Consider the following 21,847-nt stretch of genomic DNA (forward strand, 5'->3'; position numbering starts at 1 on the left):
GGGCTTGCAGAACAGAAGACAGGAGAACTGAGATTTAACAAAAATGAATTGACAACTATTTCAGTAAATCGAACTAGGGATAAATCACAGAACGGCCCCATTGAAATTAACTCAACTGAAGCTCTAGCAATAGAAAAGAATATTGAAGAAAAAAGTAAATTGTTAGTAGATGTGAAATATGAGCAAGTTCAGGGTTTTACAAGGCAACAATTTTTAGATTTGAAAATGAAAATTGATAAGTTAAAAAATGAAATGAAGATTCAAGCATTAGACAGAGCAGGCGCATATGACAATTACTACAACTACGAGTACACTAATGGTAATTTTGTAGCACAAGCTTTGTCTGCACAAAGTCAAAAGTACATTAAATATGTAGGTACGACTATAGGAGATAGCAAAAACGCCTCTGCTTTCAATACTTTTCGATCATACATTGATGATTACGAAACAAATGTAGTTGATTATATGGAATCAAATACTTTTTATGAGGTATTAGGCTGGGCCTTGGCATTATCCTCTTTCGTGTTGCTAGTAGTTGGTTGGGGAACAGGTCCGGCAGGGTGGATTACAATCGTCCTCAATTATGGTGGAGCATTATCTCTATTTGCAGGGTTAACTTCAACAGCATATGGTACTTATTCGAGATTACAGTATAGCAAAAATGCAGCAACCAGTTTAGAAAATGCTCGCAATCAAATGTACTATAACAATTGGGGAAATATCAGTATGTCAGTTGTTAATGGAGTTTAATTTTATGCAGCGACTTCTATTTTGCTTATTGGCATTTCCGATTTTACTTGCAGGTTGTTCAAATACCATCACACTAGAAACAGCTAATGATATAGCCCTCAATGAATTTCAAGAGAAATATACTGTTTTAGAAACAGAATATTTTGTAGAAACAAATGAAGTTTATACTGTTACTGAGGAAGGTAAACATATACGATGCTACAAAGTAATCTTTTTTGATCAAGCATCTGTGCCGATAGCTACTTTTTTAATATCAAAAAAGGACGGTAAAATAGTTAAACAATATAGTAGATAGTAAAAAATAATTTATTGAGAATGAGCGCTTTGTATGCTCTCTTAGGCCAGCCAGGAATCTGAAGTGCTCCCTGTCAAGTAGACAGACTAAAAAACAAAATCATCAGTATTCAATATCCCCTCGGTTATCAAGACTGAGGGGATTATTTTCTTAGTTAAGCTGCTCGTCGATATTCGTTAGGGGATAAGCCGTTTAGTCGTTCGGTGTATCGAAAATTATTGTAATAATGGATATAAGTTCTTACACTACGAAGGAGACTGTTATATGTATCGTACTTTTCCAGATAAAAGCTTTCTGCTTTAAAAGTACCCCAGAATCGTTCAATGGGTTGGTTGTCCAAACATCGACTTACACGGGACATACTTGTTGTAAACTTGTATCTCTTTTGAAGTTGTTTGTATTCCGGCGAAGTATATTGAAAATGCCGCGATCACTGTGCAAGAGCGGCATAGCATTCGGGTTTCTTTTAAAAGCTTTCTTTACCGTATTCATAACAAGCTTATTGTTATTGGAATGGCTGAGCACCCATGAAACAACAGAGTTGTCATATCCGTCAACAATGGCACTCAAATAGGCCTTGCGGCCATTTCCGTACATTGGGTAAGGATGGGGATAGTACCCATCCTACTCGATTTGAATTAAAAAATCGGATCCGCTTCAACAATCACCTTAACCTTGTCGATATACCGATCCTCCGGCCCTTTTACCGGCAAGCCGACCTCGACATGATCGAGGATGTAGTCGATGTTGTCCTGGGAAATGACTTCACCCGGAAGCAAAATCGGAATCCCCGGCGGGTACACATAAATAAATTCAGCAATGATCCGGCCAGCCGATTCCCTAAACGGAATGACCTCGGTATCCGCATAGAATGCATCCCGCGGGATCAACGACAAATGCGGGATTTCCGGGACCTTGACGATCAGCTCATTTGCGTTATTTTCCTTATAATAGGTTTTAGACAGCTCCCGCAGCGCGGTCAGCAAAATATCGGCCGTCTCCTGTGTATCCCCTGGGGTAATCAGGCACAGGATGTTGTACATGTCGCTAAGCTCCACTTCGATGTTGTAGTGCTTGCGCAGCCAGTTTTCCGTCTCATAGCCGGTAATCCCCAAGTGGCGAACGTGGATCGTCAGTTTGGTCGGATCATGATCATAAGTTGCTTCTCCGCCTAAAATCTCCCGCCCGAAGCAGTACAAGCCTTCGATTTGGTTAATTTCCGACCGGACATATTCGGCCAGCTCCATCGCCCGTTCAGCCATTTCCCGTCCGTGCAGCGCCAAATTGCGGCGCGCTGTATCCAGGGAAGCCAACAGCAGATAGGAAGTGGACGTCGTTGTCAACATACTGATGATCGTTTGCACGCGCTGCGGATTCACGTACCCGTTCTTCGTGTTCAGGTTCAGAATCGAGCTTTGCGTCATCGAGCCGCCCAGCTTGTGTACGCTGGTCGCTGCCATATCGGCGCCCGCTTGCATTGCGGACATCGGCAGCTTCTCATGGAAATGAATATGCACCCCATGCGCTTCATCCACCAGCACCGGTACATGGAAGCTGTGGGCTAAATCGACGATTTCCTTCAGGTTGGCGCAAACGCCAAAATACGTCGGGTTGATTACCACCACCGCCTTGGCGTCGGGATGACGCTGCAGCGCACGGCGGACCGAGGACGTTGTGATCCCGTGGTCGATGCCCAAATTCGGGTCTTGCGCCGGCGAGACAAACACCGGCTTCGCTCCGGCGAAGATAATGGCCGACATCACGGATTTATGGATATTTCTCGGGACGATAATTTTATCTCCCGGAGAGCAAACAGATAGAATCATGGTCATGATGGCTCCGCTGGTCCCTTGTACCGAGAAGAAGGTGTAGTCCGCGCCAAAGGCGTCGGCGGCCAGCTTCTGCGCCTCTTGAATGACGCCTGTTGGCTGGTGCAAGTCATCTAGCGGGGCGATGTTGATCAAGTCGATAGACAAGGCGTTATCGCCGATGAATTCTCGGAATTCTTTATCGGTGCCGAGCCCTTTCTTGTGCCCAGGAATGTGAAACTGAACGGGATTGCCGGCCGCATGCTTTTTGAGAGCAGTGAAGAGCGGCGTGCTTTGATGATCCATACGGGCCATCCCTGCCTTTCATCTACATAATTTTCAAACAAGCTTGAGTATAGCAAAATGCGTCTGGAATGCAAGCAAAACCCGCTGGTTTTTACGCAAAATTGACGGAACATGGGTTAATTTGCCGACAAAAAAGGACAAAATGTAAGAGAACCGGTGATCGGAAACCAGGAGAGGGGGCTTTTTCGTGGAACTGACAAGCGGCATCGCAAGGAAAAAACTGCTGAATCCCACGTTCGCCAGCCTGTGGCTTATCATGTTTTTGGTGGAGTTCGTCAAGGGGGCGCTCATCGTATCCATCCTGCCGGTCTATATGGGGGATGTGCTGAAGCTAAGCGCGTTTGCGATCGGGTTGTCTTTTTCGATGCAGTATATCGGGGATAATCTGTTTCGCAGCCCGGCAGGCTGGCTGATCGAACGGATCGGCTTTCGCCGGACGATGAGCTTGGGTTTGTTCATCACCCTAGGCGCTGTAGCGATGATCGCGTTCCTTCCCTCCATGGGGTTTCTCGTGCTTGGCTGCGCGCTCCTCGGCATCGGGACTGCGCCGCTCTGGCCCTGCGTCTTGATGGGCATCACTGCGGTCACGGAGGAGAATAACAACTTCGCGACGGCGATGGGCGTCATCCAAATTTCCAGCCTTGGTGGAACCGGGTTGGGGCCTGTTCTGATCAACTTTTTCTTAAATGATTCGTATCAGCCGATCTTTTGGTTCCTGCTCGGATGCCTGGCGCTGGTCTTGCTGGTGTCGTTGATGTTGCCGGGAAAATCGGGCGGCTCCACCGCCGCGGGCACGGCCAAAGCTGCCGTCCCCGGCCATTCCCCCTCCGCCAAGATCGGAGGGATGTGGCGTCAACTGCGTGCTTCGATTCACCATATCCGCACGCATTTACACGTCAGTCCGCTGTTATACCCGGCGCTGTTCCTGCAATCATTCGCCGTCGGTCTGCTGACGCCGGTCATCACGCTGTACGTCCGGACGGAGCTGGGCTTGTCGCCGGAGACGTTCAGCGCCATGCTGGTCATCGGCGGCGGGATTACCGTCCTGGGGTTGATCCCCGTGGGCAAGCTGGTCGACAAGATGGGGACGCGTTGGTTTCTGCATATCGGCTTCGCCCTGGCGGCGCTCTCGATCGGCCTGTTTGCGATGACGCGGGAGGTCGCCCTGGTCTGGTCGTTCGTGATCCTAATTGGATGCAGCTATGCGTTAATCCTCCCGACATGGAATACGATGATCGCGCAAATGATCCCAAGCGGGGAAAAAGGCACGATCTGGGGCCTGTTTCTGACGATCCAGGGCTCCGGCATGGTTGTCGGGCCGATCATCTCCGGCAAAATGTGGGACCTGCTCGGCCCGGCCGCACCGTTCCTAGCCAGCGCGGTCACGATGGCGCTGCTCTTCTTCCTGCACCTCGGCCTCGTCCGCACGCAAAAAGCCTCCCCCAACCCATAAGGTCAGGGAGGCTTGAAGTGCAAGCCAGAAGGCAGGCCATCCATGTGTGTAACGGACCGTAGTGACCTTATTGGCCGATTTCCCGGTCATTTCCCGCTGTAACGGACACCAGAGGCCTTATCCAGGGACATGGGCAGCCGGATTGCTGCTTATTCCTTGAATAAGGCCTCCTCAGTCCGTTAGCCAACGGGAAGTCGCTTAGGACAGTCATTAGCGTCTCTGGTGTCCGTTAGGTTACTTCTGCTCCAAGCTCAAAACGCGCCTTTATACAAAGGCAACAGCGTTTGGAACATCTCTTCAACCGTGCGGATCAGCTTGGTTCCGTCGGATACGATCGGGTCGTTCCGCTCCAGCCGCAATCCGCACAGGGCTTCGGACTTCTTGATCGTCTTCAGCTTCTCGGCCCAGGCCTTCAGCTGCTTGGTATCCGCTTCCCGATGCGGTGTGCCGTCCGGGCTCATATGATCCAGGGACCAGTAGAACCCGTCCGGGATCGTCTTCTTAATTTGCGCCGCATGCTTGTCTAAATAATTGGCAAACACGGCCTTATTGGGACTCTCATAAATGACGGCGAAAATGATAAACAGGTGCGTGGAGAACATCCCGACCTGAAAATGCGGCAACGCTTTATACCCGCGCTTGCTGGCCGCCCAGGCGACCCACGTGTCATTCGGCGGGTTCACCGTCCGGCGGGCATGCTTGGCCACATGCGGGAACATCTCTTCTCCGCATAAAGCGGACAGGTAGGGGGCCATCTCCGCACCCAGCGTCTCCAATTTAGGTCTAATGTGACTTATAATCGCTTCCATTCGGGACTCCAGACCCGGGACGGTAAGGGCGTCGAAATCTTGTGTCGTAAATCCTTCAAAGGCCATCGTGCAGTACCTCCAACTTTCGGCATGGATCTGATTAGGTTCGATGTGCAACGGTACTAGTATATCATATTTTCCGCGGCAACTCCGGCCTGAACGGGGCAAAAATAATCAATAAACCAAGTTCCATTACATAAGATGAAGTATAAGATATGGTAAACCGTTAGGAGGGAGTGCCGTGAACAAAAGTTACGAAGTGGAATACTGCAACCTGGAACTCCGATTCGACCGCCGGCACATACAACAATTGATCCGCGACTTGATCCAAGACGGGTATTCTTTATATTGGAGCGAAAACGAATCGCTCTTCATCATCTCCGTTCGCACCGGACGCAAGCTGACCAAGCTGCGGTTTCAGCGTCTCGCCAAAGGATACAAGCTGGTAGGCGATTATGTCATCCGGGATGTCAAGCTGGCGGAATGGCTGGAGAAGCTGATCGGCGACCTGCGCGGTCATGCGGTGGTCAAACGGATTAGGGATCGTCAGATCTTAGTCGAGAACATTTTATTTGGAGAAGTGATTCGGCTGGTAGAAATTTCGGGGATGGAGCATCGGGTTATTTTTCAAAAAGGGCCCATCGTCGACATGGCGCAAATGGCCGAGATGTTTGCATCCGAAGCGGCAGAGGAGCGGCTGGCACAGCTGCAGAAGGAGCTGGACACCGAGCTGGAGCGGTTGTTCGAGGCCATCCAACAGGGGGATGCCGAAGCTTCGGAGGCTTGCAAAGAGCGGCTGCGCAAGCTGAGAATGGAACTAATGCAGCTTGAATGGTAATGATGGAAACGGCTCATCCTAAAGGAATACCCACAACCTAAAATCGAATGGCAAGCCCTTGGCTCCCACGGCGTTGGGGGTTGTTTTTTGGGCTAACGGCCAGGGTTCACTTCTGTACACAAAAGAGTTAAAATGATAATATTGAAAAAAATAGTGTGCAAAGGATGGAGACCATGTCAAAACAACAAATCGGCGTCATCGGCTTGGCCGTCATGGGCAAGAACTTGGCCCTGAATATTGAAAGCCGGGGCTTTACTGTGTCCGTATATAACCGTTCCCCTGAGAAGACGCATGACCTGCTTAACAACGAGGGCAAGGGGAAAAACCTCGTCGGCACGTTTTCCGTTGAAGAGTTCGTGAACTCGTTGGAATCGCCGCGTAAAATTTTAATTATGGTACAAGCTGGTCCGGCGACCGATGCTACGATTGAACAGCTGCTGCCTTACCTGGATCAAGGCGACATCATCATCGACGGGGGCAATGCGCACTTCCCAGATACGCAACGCCGCAGCAAAGAGCTGGAAGCCAAAGGATTCCGCTTCATCGGCACCGGGGTATCCGGCGGTGAAGAAGGCGCTTTGAAAGGGCCTGCGATCATGCCGGGTGGACAAGAATCCGCTTATAAGCTGGTTGAACCGATTTTGACGGCCATTTCCGCAAAAGTAAACGGCGATCCTTGCTGTACATATATTGGTCCGGACGGAGCCGGCCATTACGTAAAAATGGTGCATAACGGCATTGAATACGGCGATATGCAGCTGATCTGCGAAGCTTATCATCTGTTGAAAGACGTGCTGGGCGTGGATGCCAAGGAACTGCACGAAATTTTCAGCGAATGGAACAAAGGCGAGCTGGACAGCTATCTGATCGAAATTACCGCCGACATCTTCTCGCAATACGATGAAGAAACCGGCAAACCGATGGTCGACGTGATTCTGGATGCTGCCGGTCAAAAAGGTACTGGAAAATGGACAAGCCAAAGCGCCCTCGACCTTGGCGTACCGCTCTCGATGATCACCGAATCGGTATTCTCCCGTTTCCTCTCGGCGATGAAAGAAGAGCGCGTAGCCGCCAGCAAAATCCTGAGCGGACCAGCGAAACCGGCGTTCAGCGGCGACAAGAAGGAATTTATCGAGAACGTGCGCAAAGCGCTGTTCGCTTCGAAGATCGTTTCGTATGCCCAAGGGTTTGCGCAAATGCGCGCCGCTTCCGAAGAATACGGCTGGGATTTGAAATATGGCAACATCGCAATGATCTTCCGCGGCGGCTGCATCATTCGCTCCCAGTTCCTGCATAACATCAAGGAAGCGTATGACCGTGACCCGGCGCTGAAGAACCTGCTGCTCGACCCTTACTTCAAAAATATCGTGGAAAGCTATCAGGACGCATGGCGCAACGTGGTTTCCACCGCCGTGGCGTACGGAATTCCGGTTCCTGGCTTTGCCAGCGCGCTGTCCTACTATGACAGCTACCGTACGGAACGCCTGCCGGCGAACCTGCTGCAAGCGCAACGCGATTACTTCGGCGCGCACACGTTCAAACGCGTGGACAAGGAAGGCGTCTTCCACCATCAATGGTTCTAAACTACAGGTTAGGTTCAACCCGAGGCCGGAGGGACGAAAGCGTTCCTTCCGGCTTCTTTTTCATGGTGAAAATAGGACAGCCTGTGTTATGATATGAAAAAGTTTACTCTGAGCGAGTGCCTTGAGGATCTATGCAGAGCAAGCAGGTGATAAAATGTTGCATCATAACATCGTGCTCATCGGCATGATGGGAACGGGGAAGACAACCGTCGGCTCCCTGCTGGCCGCCGAAACCGGCTTAAAGCTCGTTGATCTCGATCAGCGGATTGCCATGGAGGCCGGGCGGTCGATTCCGGATATTTTTGCGGCCGAAGGAGAAGCTTATTTCCGTGATCTTGAGACCGCGGCGCTGCGGAGAACGCTGCAGGAGCAAGGGATTGTGCTGGCCACCGGCGGCGGTGCGGTACTGCGCGAGGAGAATCGCCTGGCGATGCGGGACGGCGGTCTGGTGGTGGCGCTTCAAGCGACGGCCGACGAGATTCTCGTGCGGGTCGGGGAGGATCCGGGCCGGCCACTCTTGGCCGGAGGCGCGAAGGAGCGGATCACCGCGCTGCTGGAGGAACGGAAGGATGCTTATGCTTTTGCCCATCTGACCGTAGACACTTCGGGGAAAAGCGCGGAGCAAGTGGCGGCTGAAATTTTAACGCATTACCGCGGTTCTTGATTAATCACAACAAAGGGGAATGTGAACACTATGGACGTTATCGTTAGGCCTACGCCGGAGTTAAAGGGCGAAATCGGAGCATTATCCTCCAAAAACTATACAACCCGTTACCTGCTGGTTGCGGCTTTGGCGGAAGGGACAAGCACGGTTTATTACCCGGCGCACAGCGAGGACAGCGACGCCATGCGACGCTGCATCGCCGATTTGGGCGCGGTGCTGGAAGAGGACGAGGAGAAGATCGTCATCACCGGCTTTGGACGGCGGCCGAAGGACGTCAAGGAGCTGAACGTTGGGAATGCCGGGGCGGTACTCCGTTTCCTGATGGCAATCGCGTCGCTCTGCCCGGAGGTGACGTTCGTGAACACGTATCCGGATTCGCTGGGCAAACGGCCGCATGATGACCTGATCGACGCCTTGGGGCAGCTTGGAGTGGAAGTTAGCCATAACGAAGGGAAATTGCCGATTACCATTCGCGGCGGCGCGCCAAAGGGCGGGAAGATCCGCGTATCCGGATCGGTCAGCTCGCAGTACCTGAGCGCTTTGCTGTTCCTGACGCCGCTGCTTGATGAAGACAGCGAAATCGAGGTGCTCAACGATCTGAAATCGAAGGTCGTTGTAGGGCAAACGCTGGAAGTGCTGGAGCAAGCCGGGATCGTGATCCATGCCAGCGACGATTATATGCATTTCCGCGTGCCAGGACGGCAAAGCTATCAGGCGAAGACGTATACCGTGCAGGGCGACTATCCCGGCTCGGCGGCGATTTTGGCTGCGGCAGCCGTGACGAAGTCGGACGTGAAGGTTCACCGGCTGGCGGAGCACAGCAAGCAGGGCGAGCGTGCCGTGGTGGACGTGCTGCAGATGATGGACGTGCCGCTGACGCATCAGGACGGTACGGTGCACGTTCAAGGGAATGGCCGTCTGCGGCCGGTGGAATTTGACGGCGACGCGGCAACCGACGCTGTGCTGGCGATGGTAGCGGCTGCGGTGTTCGCCGATGGGACGTCCCGTTTCTATAACGTGGAAAATTTACGCTACAAGGAATGCGACCGGATCACCGACTTTTTGACCGAGTTGAAAAAAGCCGGCGCGAACGTCGAAGAACGCCAGTCGGAAATTATCGTACACGGGCGTCCGTCAGGCCTCGAAGGCGGCGTGACAATCAATGCGCATTATGACCATCGCGTCATTATGGCGTTGACCGTCGTAGGCCTTCGCTGCCGGGAGCCGCTGGTGATTAAGGATGCGCATCATGTGGCGAAATCGTATCCGCAATTTTTTGATCACATCACTTCGCTTGGTGCATCTATCGAACGGGTAGAATAAACTTGAACTAAGAGGCAAGGCGCTGGCTGGGCCGGCGCCGACAAAGGAGGATGGCCAAAATGGCATTTGCGAATCCAAGCCGTGAGGAAATCAAGGAGATTCTGTTAAACGCCGGTAACATTGCCGTCGTGGGTCTGTCAGACAAACCTGACCGGACTTCGTATATGGTTGCTCAAGCATTACAGCAGAATGGTTACCGCATTATCCCGGTGAATCCGATGGTCAGCGGTGAAATTCTGGGGGAGAAGGTATACCCGAGCTTGTCGGATATCCCGGAGCCGGTTGATATTGTCAACGTATTCCGCCGCAGTGAGCAGACGCCGCCGGTCGCGGAGGAAGCAGTGAAGATCGGGGCCCGCGTACTTTGGCTGCAGCTGGGGATCTTCAGCGAAGAAGCTTATGAGATCGCCTCGAAAGGCGGACTGACCGTCATTATGGACCGCTGCATCAAGGTCGAAGATAGCATTCTGATCGGAAAACGCAGTTAAGCTAAGCCTATCCAAGAGGACCCGTCCGAGTTCGGAGGGCCCTTTTTGGGCTGCGCGTTTTTTCTTTGACAAATTTAAGGGGCTAGGATTACCATAATGAAATAGATAGAGGGCATCCTATAGAGAAAGTTCAAGAATGAACAGTGCCTTGGGTTAGGAACTTACAAGCAGGACTAGGGGGTCACTACATGATACAGGGGATCGGAGCAGCAGGGGGAGTCGCCATCGGCAAAGCTTTTGTGCTGCCCGCCTGGGAATGGGACGTACCGGATCGCCGAATGGAGAAGGTGGATCTCGCCAAGGAATTCGAGCGGTTGTACGAAGGTATTCGCACGTCCAAAACCGAAATCGAAGTGATGAAGAACGAGATTAAGGAGACGGTGGGTGCGGAGGAATCCGGTATCTTTGATGCCCATCTGGCGATCCTGGAGGATCCCGTATTTATGAGCGAGATCCAGGGGATTATCGAACGCCAATACAAGGCGGCGGAGGTCGCCGTCAAGGAAGCGATCGATCATTTTGTCACGATGTTTGACCTGCTGGATGACGAATATATGAAAGAACGGGCGCTCGACATCAAGGATGTCGGCAATCGCCTGCTGAAGCATCTGCTGGGGACGCCGGACATCACCTTGCCGGCGGATACGCAGCCGTATATTTTGGTGGCGAAGGAGCTTTCCCCCTCCCAATTGGTCCATTTGAACCCGGACAACGTCTTGGGTATGGTCACGATGGCCGGCGGGAAAACGTCGCACTCGGCGATCATGGCGCGGGCCCTTGGCATTCCGCTTGTGTCGGGGCTGGAGAACAAGCTGACCGAGCCGTTACAAACGGGCGATCTGCTGGTGATCGACGGCGACGAAGGATGCGTATATCTGAATCCAGAGCCGGAGATCATCGCCCGGTATACGGAGCTGGCGGAGAAGCAGCGCCGCCGCAAAGAACAGCTGCAGCTGCTGGCTGCAGTGGAAGCGGTGACCAAGGACGGCGTACGCATGCGGCTCGCCGGCAATATCAGCTCCGTGAAGGACTTGGAGCTGGCTTTAAAGCACGGCGCGGAAGGCGTTGGCTTGTTCCGCACGGAATTTTTATATATGGACCGGTCCACTTTCCCTGGGGAAGATGAGCAATTTGAAGTGTACCGGCAGGTCGCGGAGAAGGCAGGTCCGCATCCGGTCGTCATCCGGACGCTCGACATCGGCGGCGACAAGCAGCTGGAATATTTCGAGCTGCAGGAAGAGGAGAACCCGGTGCTGGGTTATCGCGGAATCCGCATCAGTTTGGATAGCCGCGAGCTGTTTCAAACTCAACTTGCCGCTATTTTGCGCGCCAGCGCTTACGGCAAAATGAAAATCCTGTATCCGATGATCTCCTCGCTGGAGGAAATCCGCAAGGCGAATGCGATCCTGGAGGAAGCCAAGCAGGATTTAACCCGGCGAGGAATCGCTTACGACCCCGATATTCAGGTCGGCATTATGATTGAAATTCCGGCCGCGGCGGCGATTGCCGATCTGCTGGCCCAAGAGGTGGACTTCTTCAGTATCGGCACCAACGATCTGGTACAGTACGTGCTCGCCGTTGACCGGATGAACGAGCAGATCGCCCACATGTATCATCCGTTCCATCCGGCCGTCTTGCGACTGCTGCGTCAAACGGTACAAGCGGCCAAGGATGCCGGGATCACCGTGAGCGTCTGCGGCGAAATGGCCGGGGACGAGAAAGCGGTGCCGTTATGGTTGTACCTTGGCGTCACCGATCTAAGCATGTCGCCGCAGGCGCTGCTGCGGGTGAAGCACCGCATCTTGAACTCCGATTCGCGGGAGAGCAAAGAAGTGGGCGCAGCCTGCTACCGCTTACCGACCAGCGATCAGGTCGAAGCCGAGCTGGTCCGCTACGCGCACGAGCTGGAGCAAGAGCGTTTGGGCAAATAAACAATACAGGCCGTCCCTTCGGGTCAGGATCGACACCAGGGACGGCCTTGTTTTGTTTATGCTGCGCCTTGGCGTGCGGTTGCGCTGCAATGCTTCGCGCTCGCTTCGGCGATGGCTTCGCTCGCTTTGCGCTGGCTCTGCTCGCATCGTGCTCGTTTCGCGCTCGATTCGCTTGTTTGCACTAGCTTCGCACTCACTCCGCACTAACTTCCCTCGCTGAGATGTAAAAGTGCAGGCGGTTTTTGTCGAACATGCCCCGAACGGCTAGTTGAAATGCAAAAGTGCAGTAGATATTGAGGAAATCGGGCCTAATATGAGCTTTTAAGCCGATCTGAACTGCACTTTTGCATTTGAATCTCGAAATTCGGGAAGTTCGAAGGGATTAGACTGCACTTTTACACTTGGCGGAAGCAGGCGAAGGTTAGTTGCAGGCGAAGGTTAGTTGCAGTATCCTTCCGCCACTAGCTGCTGCTCCGTGCTTGGTGCCACAGCTCCCAACTGCTTAACCATAGTAGGGTGCCGGCGGGGAGCGGCACATCACTGCCGCACGCCACTACCGCTCACCGCACCGCACGCCGTTCCACACACGGCATCTACACGCCACTTCGGCGCACCGTTAGCGCACGTGGCTCCCGTACGCCGTCACCGCACACCGCACCGCACCACACGCTTCTACCTCACACCGCACCCGCTCACTCACTGCCTCACACACACCGTTACCGCTGCCTCACCACCGCATCCACGAACGCTTTGCCGTAAGCCGGCAAGTCCGGCGGGCGGCGCGCTGAGATGATGTGTCCGTCCACGACGACGGGCTCGTCGACCCAAATCGCGCCAGCGTTTCGCATATCGTCGCGGATGCCTGGCGTGGACGTTACGGTCACGCCTTTCAAGATCCCGGCGGAGATGAGCACCCAGCCGGCGTGGCAGATTTGCCCGATCGGCTTCTTCGCTTGGTGCAGCTCGCGGACGAGCTGGAGCACCTTGTCGTAGCGGCGAAGCTTGTCCGGCGCCCAGCCGCCGGGGACAAGAATCCCGTCATATGCGCTGGCATCGATTTCCTCGAAGGCAAATTCCGCTTCGGCGGGGACGCCATATTTGCCGATGTATTTTTTGCCTTTCACCGGGCCGGCCAAATGCACCTCCGCTCCCTCTTCGCGAACGCGGTAAATAGGGTACCATAGCTCCAAATCCTCGAACTCTTCATCTACTAAGGCAACGATCTTTTTGCCAATTAATCTCAAATCCAACTCCTCCTGTCTTTTATGGTACTTGACGAAAATTCGATTCAATATTTTAATTGTATCAAAAATGATGACTATTCCTATGCCCGGCGGCTTCTGAAAGCCTTCCAAATATGGCAATTTAAAGTACTTTTTGCTAACAGAAGGAGATTCTCGCAGACGGGTCGAATAAGAACCATATCCTATCAAAAACGTCTATCGGTGCACGTCAAAAGTCACGAGCTGCAAAGAGCGGTGTGGAATATTCTAGCAATCTAAGGCAGCGGAGGCTCCGATACGAAGGGCTTACTTATATCTAACAAAATCATCGGAACTAAAAATGCAGAGGACTAAGATGAGGTGGTACTGTGCGTAAGCACTGTCAGTGCGGGAAAATGATGAACCTGGGCTTCAGGCTGGTCATTTTTGAAGGAATCTATGAAATCGAGCGCGTTCCAATTTACGAGTGTGAAGACTGCGACTTCTACGAGGTGCTTCCCGAGGTGAAGTCGAATTTGACGGACCTGCTGACCGAGCTCAAGAAGGAGCCGCCGAGCGGCCGCATTTATTTTACCGAGCGGAACGAGCTGGCTGACTTGATCTTCAGCATCTATCGTCAGTGGGACGGGACGGATAACGAATCCTTTGAAGGTCTGCTGGAGCAGCAATGCGAAGAACGAATCAACATGCTGCTGGATCTGTACGGCGGAGCCAAGAACCTGGGCGATCTGGACTGGATGAACGAAATCTCCAAACGTCTATCCCAATTGTCTAAATATGTCAAGAATCGACAACTTTCCAAGGCTAATTGACGATTTTACTCGATTTTTGCAAATCATTTTGTAAATAAAAGTTGTATTTTCATTTCTCTTTTTGTTAAGATATCAACAGAACATCTGGAGATTCTTATTCGAACAAAAAGGGATGAGTTGTCATGTCCAAATGGATGAGAATACAATCGATCCAGGAGCTGAACGATGCTTTGGAACGCTCCTCAAACCAGCCGTTGTTGCTATTCAAGCACAGTACCCGCTGCCCGATCAGTGCCGGGGCGCATAAGGAAGCGGAGGCTTATTTAAACGGGACTCCGCGCGAAGACGTTACATACGGGCTGATTTACGTCATCGAGAACCGAGACGTATCTAACGAGGCAGCCGAGCGGCTTGGCGTCAAGCATGAATCCCCACAAGCGATCCTGATTAAAGATGGACAAGCCGTTTGGCACACGTCCCATTCCAAGATCACGAAGTCGGCGTTGGAAGAGATTTTGCGCTGAGTGAAGCGTTATCATTGCATTAAGTAGTATTTTGTCGTATCATAAATTTAATTGAAGCTCTGGATCTTTACCGGATGAATGAGTGAAAATCTATTGGCAATGGAGAGAAGAATGTGACGGTTACCATTTATGATGTGGCACGTGAAGCAGGCGTCTCGATGGCCACGGTTTCCCGGGTTGTCAATAACAATCCGAATGTGAAACCGCAGACCCGGAAAAAGGTTTACGAAGCGATAGAACGGTTAGGCTACCGGCCCAATGCCGTAGCCAGGGGGCTTGCCAGCAAGAAGACCACCACTGTAGGCGTGGTTATCCCCGATATTTCGAATTCGATTTTTGCAGAAATCGCTCGGGGCATCGAAGATATTGCGAACATGTATCACTATAACATTATTTTGTGTAATGCCGACAAACGGAAAGAGAAGGAGATTCGCGTCATCAACACCTTGCTCGAGAAGCAAGTGGACGGGCTCCTGTTCATGGGCGGAACCGTAACGGAGGAGCATATTCAAGCGTTCCAGACGTCTGCGGTACCCATTGTGCTGTGCGCAACGAGTGACGAGAACGGCCAATATCCATCCGTGGATATTGATCATGAAGCCGCAGCGTTTGACGCAGTTAGCACGCTGATCCGCCATGGGCACCGCGAAATCGCGATGATTAGCGGAACGTTGCAGGATCCGGCGAACGGCTATGCCAGATTCCAGGGGTACAAGCGTGCGTTGGAAACAGCGGGCATTCGGTACCAAGAGGATCTGGTGCGGATCGGCAACTATCGTTATGAATCCGGCGTGGAAGCGATGAAGTATTTCCTGGGGCTGAAGAAACGGCCGACAGCGATCTTCGCCGCAACGGATGAAATGGCGATTGGCGCCATCCACAGCATTCAGGACGAAGGCTTGAAGGTGCCGGATGATTTCTCGATCATCAGCGTGGATAACATCCGTATGGCTTCGATGGTGCGTCCTCAGCTGACGACGGTCGCTCAGCCGATGTACGACCTTGGTGCGGTAGCGATGCGTTTACTGACGAAGCTGATGAAGAAGGAAACGGTTGAGAACCCTCGGGTGATTTTGCCGCACGAGACGATCTTACGCTTGTCTGTTAGCCACCTGTAAGGCTTCGGTTGCTATAGGTGTTTCGGCTTAGAGAGATATGTAACACATAGATATATATGAAAAAGGTTAACAACGGACAAAAAGCTCCTTGCATAAGGAGCTTTTTTGAGCATTTTGAGGAAATACAGGGCGATACAACTTGTCCGCACGGATGAACGGGAGTATCGGAGGGAGTAATGAACCATGTACAATACGATTGGCCTGATGGGGGCCATGGATGAAGAAATTGCGTTGCTGCTCGAAAAGGTGGAGCACCAGGAGGCGGTTGACGCGGCTGGGGCACGTTTCGTCAAGGGCGTACTCCATGGGCAGGACGTGGTGGTGTGTAAATCCGGCGTCGGCAAAGTGAATGCCGCAGCCACAACGCAAGTCCTGATCGACCGTTTTGGAGCGGATACGATCTGGTTTACCGGGGTGGCTGGAGCAGTGCATCCCGAGCTGAACGTAGGTGACATCGTCATCTCTTCAACTTGCCAGCAGCACGATATGGACGTGCGGCCGCTGGGCTTTGCGCGCGGCATTACGCCGTACCAGGACGTCTCCGACTTTCCGGCTGACCCCGGGCTCATCCGCTTGGCAGATCAGGCCTGCGCCCGACAGTGCACGGACCATCAATATCGGGTCGGACGGGTGCTGTCCGGCGACCAGTTTATCGCGGATCCGGAATTTGTTAGCTCGGTTCTATACGGGGAGCTGGACGGCGCTTGCGTCGAAATGGAAGGGGCGGCGCTCGCCCAGGTATGCCAACGGAACGGGGTGCCGTTTATTGTACTCCGCTCCATTTCGGACAAGGCGGACGGCTCTGCGGATGTGAATTTTGCTGAGTTTACCGCGCTGGCGGCCCAGCGTTCGTTTGCTATTCTCAATGACATGGTCCAGCATGTGGGTGAGCTGAAAAAATAAAAACTCAGGCGGGGTTCAGCCAGCCCCACCTGAGTATTAGGGATAATCCTGTAAAGCGACCGCGAGACTCTCGCGGTTTTTTGCTGTAATTTCCGCCCGGCGGGGGATGCCCTCCCAATGGGACAGGTCGTCAAGCCAAGCGGCAGGAAGCTGGAACGGGGTCTGCGGCTGCCAGTGGTCGATCCAGGCTTGCGGCAGCGGAAGCAGCGGGTTGCGGCGCAGGGAAGCGATCAACGGATGATCGCTCATCTCCAGCCACAGCAAGCTCCACGCCCGCGGGACGACCCGCCATAAATCATAACCGCCGCCGCCCATCGCAACCCAGCGTCCCTCGCAATACGTATGGGCCAGCTCGTGCAGGATCGCCGGCATATCGCGGTAGATCGCCATGCTACAGTGCATATGCGACAGCGGGTCCAGCGCGTGGGCATCGCAGCCGTGCAGGCTGACGATCACATCCGGCCGGAAATGCGCGGCTAATCGCCGGATCGACTCCTCGAAGCATTCCATCCAGGAGGCGTCTTCCGTATAAGGCTGGAGCGGCAGATTCATGCAGGCGCCATAGCCTTGATGCTCGCCGCGCTCCGGCAGGAAGCCGGTGCCTGGGAATAAATATTTTCCCGTCTCATGGATGGAATAAGTGCAAACATCGGGGTCTGAATAGAAGCTCCACTGCACCCCGTCTCCGTGGTGGACGTCCGTATCGACGTACAGGACGCGTGCGCCGTACTTGCGGCGGGCATAGTCAATAGCCACTGCAGCATCGTTGTAGACGCAGAAGCCGGCGGCTTTAGCCGACAGGGCGTGATGCAGGCCGCCGCCGAGGTGCAGGGCGTGGGTTGTGGAGCCGGAGAGCACGGTCTCTACGGCTGTAATCGTTCCTCCGACGACCCAGGTTGCCGCTTCATGCATGCCGGGAAAATACGGCGTATCCTCGTCCAACAGCCCGAACTGCTCGCCGCGCGTGATCCAGTCCGCCTCAGGATTCGGGCGGCTCAGCTGCTTAACCGCTTCAACGTACGCCGGCTGATGGATCCATAGCAATTCCTCGTCGGTTGCCGGGCGCGACAGGTGCATTTGCTGCGGCGTTAGCGCGCCCAGATCCTGCAGCAAGTCCATCGTCAATTCCAGCCGGATCGGATGGAAAGGATGGCCGTCGTGAAACCGGTAGTTCATCGCCTGTTCATGGTGGACAAATAAAGCGCTTCCAGGCATGGATTCATCACGCCTTCCTTTTTAACTGTCAGTACATGAAACGCTGCTGAAAACGAATCCGGTCAAACTGCTCCTCGGAGGACAAAGGAACCTCCTTACCGATCCGCACCATCAGGCAGTTAGCCGGATGGGAGCAAATTTCCGGGTCGTCGGTAGCATACCAGACCATGTCGACCGTCTTCATCAGCCGTTCCATCATGCTGCGGTATTCCCATACGGATAGCCCGCTGTTTTTCAAATCCCAATGCCAATAATATTCGGTCGTAAAGACGATGTATTTCTCCATCTGTTCGTCTTCAAATGCCGTGCGGATCATTTTCGATCCGATTCCGAGCGACCGATAGTCGTCGGCCACTTCGATGGCTCCCAGCTCGATCAGGTCGGGCATATTGCCCTGGGACCACCTCTCCATCTCGTCGGGATAGTGAAAGGTGACGTATCCTACAATGGTCGAATCCTCCCGGGCCAGGATGATACGTCCCTCTGGAAGTCCGGCAATTTCCACCAGCGCGGCATGTTGATCTGCAGGCTTGCGGAATGCGTCCAGATCGGGATGCATTTTTAAGGTTTGGAGATGGGAAGGGGATACGGGTCCTTCCACAACAATCTCACGTTGCTGATGGGGCAGGGTGTGGCGGATATACGTTTTTTTATGTTCCATGGAACCGCCTCCTTTGCTCGTTCCCCTCACTTATAACAGAAAAAAGAAAAAATGAAAAGTGTAGCCTGTGCGCGAAAACGTGTGCTATAATGTTCTCCGACATAAAATTTTCACATTTTCAGTCCGCTGATGTGATCGTTGTCCTCGAAAACCACCTCAATCGTTTAAGTTCTGTCGTTGCTTTTTCGATCAAAACGGATGCCCTCACCCATGACGCTGAACAAAGCTTTCAACTTACGTTGCTATGTATCCGTTTTCATAAACTTTGATCTATTGCTTGGAGATTTCCAAAGATTAAGGGAGGATGAAACGATGAGTCAACTGCAAGGGGAAGTCATTTCATCGGGCGTTCCGTCGTCCAATATGGGCAACTACGAAGAGGCGTATAAGAACTTTAAGTGGGAGGATGTCGAGAAGAAGTTCTCCTGGTACGTCACTGGCAAAGTCAACATGGCTTACGAGGCGATCGACCGCCATGTCGATGCGGGCAAGGGCTCGCGCGTAGCGCTGTTGTTCAGCGATCCGACACGCGAGGAGTCGTATACGTACGAGGACATGCAGGGGCTGACGAACCGATTTGCTAACGTGCTGCGCAAATACGGAATCACGAAGGGGGATCGGGTCTTCGTCTTTATGCCGCGGACGCCGGAGCTCTATGTGAGTGTATTGGGCACGCTTAAAGTTGGTGCGGTTGTTGGTCCGTTGTTTGAGGCGTTTATGGAAACGGCGGTCAAGGATCGCTTGGAGGACAGCGGCGCGGTTGTGCTCGTCACGACGTCGGCGTTGCTGCCGCGGGTGAAGCGTGAAGAGCTGCCGACGCTGCGGACGATCATCGTTGTAGGCGACGATGTGAAGGCTGGGGACGGTATTGTAGATTATAAGGCGGAGATGGAAGCCGCATCCCCTGAGGCTGAAATCGAGTGGGTGAACCGCGAAGATGGCTTAATTTTGCATTATACGTCGGGTTCAACCGGCAAACCTAAAGGCGTTTACCATGTGCATAACGCAATGATTCAACATTATCATACCGGCAATGTCGTGTTGGACCTGAAAGAAGACGACATTTACTGGTGTACGGCGGACCCTGGATGGGTAACCGGCACATCTTACGGTATTTTTGCCCCGTGGCTGCATGGGGTGACCAACGTCGTGCGCGGCGGTCGCTTCAGCCCGGCGGATTGGTACGAAACGATTCAGAAGTACAAAGTCACCGTTTGGTACAGCGCGCCTACTGCGTTCCGGATGCTGATGGGTGCAGGACAGGATATCATTAAGCAATATGATCTGTCGTCGCTGCGTCACGTATTGTCGGTCGGTGAGCCGTTAAATCCAGAAGTTGTTCGCTGGGGGATGAAGGTGTACAACCGGCGCATCCACGACACCTGGTGGATGACGGAAACGGGCGGCCAGCTCATCTGCAACTATCCGTCGATGCCAATCAAACCGGGGTCTATGGGCAGACCGGTGCCGGGCATTCAGGCGGCGATTATCGACGATAATGGGAAGGAGTTGCCGCCGTATCGGATGGGGAACCTGGCGATTCGCACCCCATGGCCGTCGGTGATGCGGCTCATCTGGAACAACGCGCCGAAGTATGAGGAGTATTTCCGCATCCCGGGCTGGTATATTTCCGGCGATACGGCCTACATGGACGAGGACGGGTACTTCTGGTTCCAGGGCCGGATCGACGACGTGATCAACTCCTCCGGCGAACGGATTGGTCCGTTTGAGGTCGAGAGCAAGCTCGTTGAGCACCCAGCTGTAGCGGAAGCAGGGGTTATCGGCAAGCCGGATCCGGTGCGCGGAGAGATCATCAAGGCGTTTATCTCGCTGCGCGAGGGCTTCACACCGTCCGAGGAACTGAAGGCGGAAATCGTCAAATTCGTCAAGGAAGGGCTGTCCGCCCACGCCGCTCCGCGCGAAATCGAATTCAAAGACAAACTGCCCAAGACCCGCTCCGGCAAGATCATGCGCCGCGTGCTCAAAGCCTGGGAGCTCAACCTCCCAGCCGGCGATTTGTCGACGATTGAGGATTAAGGATAGAAATAGAAAGTCCCTTCAAGCTGAGGCTTGAGGGGACTTTTGTGTTTGAGAAGGAGAGGGGATTCGCTCTTGGGTTGGGTTCGGTTGGGGGCGCGACCTCTCTCGACGAAACAGAAATATATATGAAAAATCGAATATATTCGCTCAAATATGGCTGATTTGGCCCAATCTATATGAAATTTCATATAGAATCGCCCTCTTGAAGCCCAAAACTTGAGATTTTATATGAAAAATCGAATATATTTCCGCCAATCGAGTGGTTTGCAGTGAATTATGTTCGAAAAATCATATATATTTTGACGAGTTTTGTTTCCTACAAATGCTGGTGTTTAATAATTGAATTGCAAAATATTTATTCAATAGTAAATTTCTCCTACATAGATTCATTTGGATGGCAGATCATCTCAACCCCCGAAACGATTAAATTCTACGAGATTTATTGCAACGACCAGTTGGTCGGGATCGTTTCCGGTGACCAAAGCAAATTTACGGCAACGGGGTTGGCACCGGCAACTACATACGCATTTATGATCAGGGCGCAGGGGCAGGACAATTCCTTTTCAGATTATAGCGAGGCCTTATCATCTTCATCACTTCAGCAAGCAGTTACACCACTGACTCCACCCACTCAGCTTAGATCAGAAGTCCAATCGGATACGACGATCAATTGAAATTTGGTTATATCTATTCGCTTCGTGGTGTCTCGAAAATGATGCATCGTCAAGAGCTGAGCTATACGAAATCGACATACACCTTTACTCAACCTTGTTGAAGGTCTATGAAAATGGCTGAAATCCGATGTGATTAACAATGTGTTCTACCATACCGTTGCCGGGATCCGAAGTAATGTTCAGCAGTTTATGGACGAAATCATGTCCCTGGAATGCCTGTATGACCACCAGCAGCCAACCCGTGAGAAAGCAGAGGCCGCCAAGCGGCGTAATGGCCCCCAGTTTCCGGATGCCGGTCAAGCTTATGAATACAAGCTCCCAGAGAAGAGCACGATTCCTGCGAACAGAAGCCAACCGGCTGTTACGATCAGCGAAGCATTGTCGAGCTGGCTGGAAAGAAGGCTGAGCAGCAGCAGCCCGAGACTACAATCATCCAGATCATTCAATATGGCACTAAGGGCATTTGCAGCCCGCTGTATTATTTGACAT

At 52.7% G+C, this 21,847-nt stretch carries 22 protein-coding genes and 3 pseudogenes; 16 read left to right on the forward strand and 9 right to left on the reverse strand.

Going from position 1 to position 21,847, the window contains the following annotated elements:
- Positions 1-750: pseudogene (locus POTG_RS12490) on the forward strand (hypothetical protein); the annotation flags it as partial.
- 4 nt (positions 751-754) lie between these two features.
- Entirely contained in the window at positions 755-1,045 is a 291-nt protein-coding gene (locus POTG_RS12495) for a hypothetical protein (protein WP_036645237.1), read from the forward strand.
- A 154-nt stretch (positions 1,046-1,199) separates the two neighbouring features.
- Here POTG_RS12495 and POTG_RS25375 read toward each other — a convergent pair whose 3' ends face one another.
- Genes POTG_RS25375 through POTG_RS12500 form a run of 3 tightly spaced genes read right to left on the reverse strand, consistent with a single transcriptional unit; the run spans position 1,200 to position 3,159 of the window.
- A complete protein-coding gene (locus POTG_RS25375) occupies positions 1,200-1,406 on the reverse strand; it encodes an IS3 family transposase (RefSeq protein WP_083791499.1) in 207 nt (68 codons plus the stop codon).
- Positions 1,394-1,642, reverse strand: a complete 249-nt coding sequence (locus POTG_RS25380; protein WP_157273435.1) for a DDE-type integrase/transposase/recombinase — start codon at positions 1,640-1,642, stop codon at positions 1,394-1,396. The genes POTG_RS25375 and POTG_RS25380 overlap by 13 nt, the downstream gene beginning before the upstream one ends.
- A gap of 41 nt (positions 1,643-1,683) precedes the next feature.
- Positions 1,684-3,159: an aminotransferase class I/II-fold pyridoxal phosphate-dependent enzyme gene (locus POTG_RS12500; protein WP_009225192.1), complete on the reverse strand. Its 1,476-nt coding sequence runs from the start codon at positions 3,157-3,159 to the stop codon at positions 1,684-1,686.
- A 187-nt stretch (positions 3,160-3,346) separates the two neighbouring features.
- Here POTG_RS12500 and POTG_RS12505 point away from each other — a divergent pair, with 187 nt between their 5' ends.
- A complete protein-coding gene (locus POTG_RS12505) occupies positions 3,347-4,612 on the forward strand; it encodes an MFS transporter (protein WP_009225193.1) in 1,266 nt (421 codons plus the stop codon).
- Positions 4,613-4,863: 251 nt separating this feature from the next.
- On the opposite strand, the gene POTG_RS12510 is transcribed toward POTG_RS12505, so the two are convergent.
- Complete coding sequence (locus POTG_RS12510) at positions 4,864-5,487, reverse strand: YktB family protein (protein ID WP_009225194.1); 624 nt, start codon at positions 5,485-5,487, stop codon at positions 4,864-4,866.
- 175 nt (positions 5,488-5,662) lie between these two features.
- On the opposite strand from POTG_RS12510, the gene POTG_RS12515 reads away from it, so the two are divergent.
- The 6 genes from POTG_RS12515 (at position 5,663) to ptsP (ending at position 12,248) form a co-directional block, all read left to right on the forward strand.
- A complete protein-coding gene (locus POTG_RS12515) occupies positions 5,663-6,259 on the forward strand; it encodes a hypothetical protein (protein ID WP_009225195.1) in 597 nt (198 codons plus the stop codon).
- A gap of 173 nt (positions 6,260-6,432) precedes the next feature.
- On the forward strand, positions 6,433-7,842 hold the full coding sequence (gene gndA, locus POTG_RS12520) for an NADP-dependent phosphogluconate dehydrogenase (protein ID WP_028539940.1): 1,410 nt from the start codon (positions 6,433-6,435) through the stop codon (positions 7,840-7,842).
- A 154-nt stretch (positions 7,843-7,996) separates the two neighbouring features.
- Positions 7,997-8,506 carry a shikimate kinase gene (locus tag POTG_RS12525; RefSeq protein WP_009225197.1) on the forward strand — a complete coding sequence of 170 codons (510 nt, stop codon included), beginning with the start codon at positions 7,997-7,999 and terminating at the stop codon, positions 8,504-8,506.
- A gap of 30 nt (positions 8,507-8,536) precedes the next feature.
- The gene (gene aroA, locus POTG_RS12530; protein ID WP_009225198.1) at positions 8,537-9,829 is read left to right on the forward strand and encodes a 3-phosphoshikimate 1-carboxyvinyltransferase; all 1,293 of its coding nucleotides are present in this window, start codon (positions 8,537-8,539) and stop codon (positions 9,827-9,829) included.
- Between the two features lie 59 nt (positions 9,830-9,888).
- Positions 9,889-10,317: a CoA-binding protein gene (locus tag POTG_RS12535; protein WP_009225199.1), complete on the forward strand. Its 429-nt coding sequence runs from the start codon at positions 9,889-9,891 to the stop codon at positions 10,315-10,317.
- 188 nt (positions 10,318-10,505) lie between these two features.
- Entirely contained in the window at positions 10,506-12,248 is a 1,743-nt protein-coding gene (gene ptsP / locus POTG_RS12540) for a phosphoenolpyruvate--protein phosphotransferase (RefSeq protein ID WP_009225200.1), read from the forward strand.
- Between the two features lie 56 nt (positions 12,249-12,304).
- Here ptsP and POTG_RS23890 read toward each other — a convergent pair whose 3' ends face one another.
- Both POTG_RS23890 and POTG_RS12545 read right to left on the reverse strand, forming a co-directional pair.
- A complete protein-coding gene (locus POTG_RS23890; protein WP_157273436.1) occupies positions 12,305-12,445 on the reverse strand; it encodes a hypothetical protein in 141 nt (46 codons plus the stop codon).
- A gap of 519 nt (positions 12,446-12,964) precedes the next feature.
- Positions 12,965-13,492, reverse strand: coding sequence for a type 1 glutamine amidotransferase domain-containing protein (locus tag POTG_RS12545; protein ID WP_036645242.1), 528 nt, complete (start codon positions 13,490-13,492; stop codon positions 12,965-12,967).
- Positions 13,493-13,839: 347 nt separating this feature from the next.
- Between POTG_RS12545 and POTG_RS12550 the strand changes: the two genes are divergently transcribed.
- The 4 genes from POTG_RS12550 to POTG_RS12565 all read left to right on the forward strand — a co-directional run bounded on the left by POTG_RS12550 (position 13,840) and on the right by POTG_RS12565 (position 16,768).
- Positions 13,840-14,283 carry a hypothetical protein gene (locus POTG_RS12550; RefSeq protein ID WP_009225202.1) on the forward strand — a complete coding sequence of 148 codons (444 nt, stop codon included), beginning with the start codon at positions 13,840-13,842 and terminating at the stop codon, positions 14,281-14,283.
- Between the two features lie 122 nt (positions 14,284-14,405).
- A complete protein-coding gene (gene ytxJ / locus POTG_RS12555; RefSeq protein WP_009225203.1) occupies positions 14,406-14,747 on the forward strand; it encodes a bacillithiol system redox-active protein YtxJ in 342 nt (113 codons plus the stop codon).
- Positions 14,748-14,860: 113 nt separating this feature from the next.
- Positions 14,861-15,865 (forward strand): catabolite control protein A, encoded by a 1,005-nt coding sequence (gene ccpA / locus POTG_RS12560; protein WP_009225204.1) that lies wholly within the window; start codon positions 14,861-14,863, stop codon positions 15,863-15,865.
- A 183-nt stretch (positions 15,866-16,048) separates the two neighbouring features.
- The gene (locus tag POTG_RS12565; RefSeq protein WP_009225205.1) at positions 16,049-16,768 is read left to right on the forward strand and encodes a 5'-methylthioadenosine/adenosylhomocysteine nucleosidase; all 720 of its coding nucleotides are present in this window, start codon (positions 16,049-16,051) and stop codon (positions 16,766-16,768) included.
- 36 nt (positions 16,769-16,804) lie between these two features.
- Here the strand turns inward: POTG_RS12565 and POTG_RS12570 are convergent, their stop codons facing one another.
- Entirely contained in the window at positions 16,805-17,983 is a 1,179-nt protein-coding gene (locus tag POTG_RS12570) for an acetoin utilization protein AcuC (RefSeq protein WP_009225206.1), read from the reverse strand.
- 28 nt (positions 17,984-18,011) lie between these two features.
- Positions 18,012-18,644, reverse strand: coding sequence for a GNAT family N-acetyltransferase (locus POTG_RS12575; protein ID WP_009225207.1), 633 nt, complete (start codon positions 18,642-18,644; stop codon positions 18,012-18,014).
- A 312-nt stretch (positions 18,645-18,956) separates the two neighbouring features.
- Between POTG_RS12575 and acsA the strand changes: the two genes are divergently transcribed.
- From acsA to POTG_RS24835, 3 genes and pseudogenes are all read left to right on the forward strand, one after another.
- Positions 18,957-20,681 carry an acetate--CoA ligase gene (gene acsA, locus POTG_RS12580; RefSeq protein ID WP_036645245.1) on the forward strand — a complete coding sequence of 575 codons (1,725 nt, stop codon included), beginning with the start codon at positions 18,957-18,959 and terminating at the stop codon, positions 20,679-20,681.
- A 715-nt stretch (positions 20,682-21,396) separates the two neighbouring features.
- Positions 21,397-21,459 carry a hypothetical protein gene (locus POTG_RS25385; RefSeq protein WP_371859541.1) on the forward strand — a complete coding sequence of 21 codons (63 nt, stop codon included), beginning with the start codon at positions 21,397-21,399 and terminating at the stop codon, positions 21,457-21,459.
- Positions 21,434-21,559, forward strand: a pseudogene (locus POTG_RS24835) (IS630 family transposase); the annotation flags it as partial. The gene POTG_RS25385 and the pseudogene POTG_RS24835, both read left to right, overlap by 26 nt.
- Before the next feature lie 18 nt (positions 21,560-21,577).
- Here POTG_RS24835 and POTG_RS25390 read toward each other — a convergent pair.
- Positions 21,578-21,783 (reverse strand): annotated as a pseudogene (locus POTG_RS25390) (DUF423 domain-containing protein); the annotation flags it as partial.
- Positions 21,784-21,847: the final 64 nt, after the last annotated feature.

Origin of the sequence: Paenibacillus sp. oral taxon 786 str. D14 (assembly GCF_000159955.1) — a bacterium.
GTDB classification, from domain to species: Bacteria; Bacillota; Bacilli; order Paenibacillales; family Paenibacillaceae; genus Fontibacillus; species Fontibacillus phoenicis.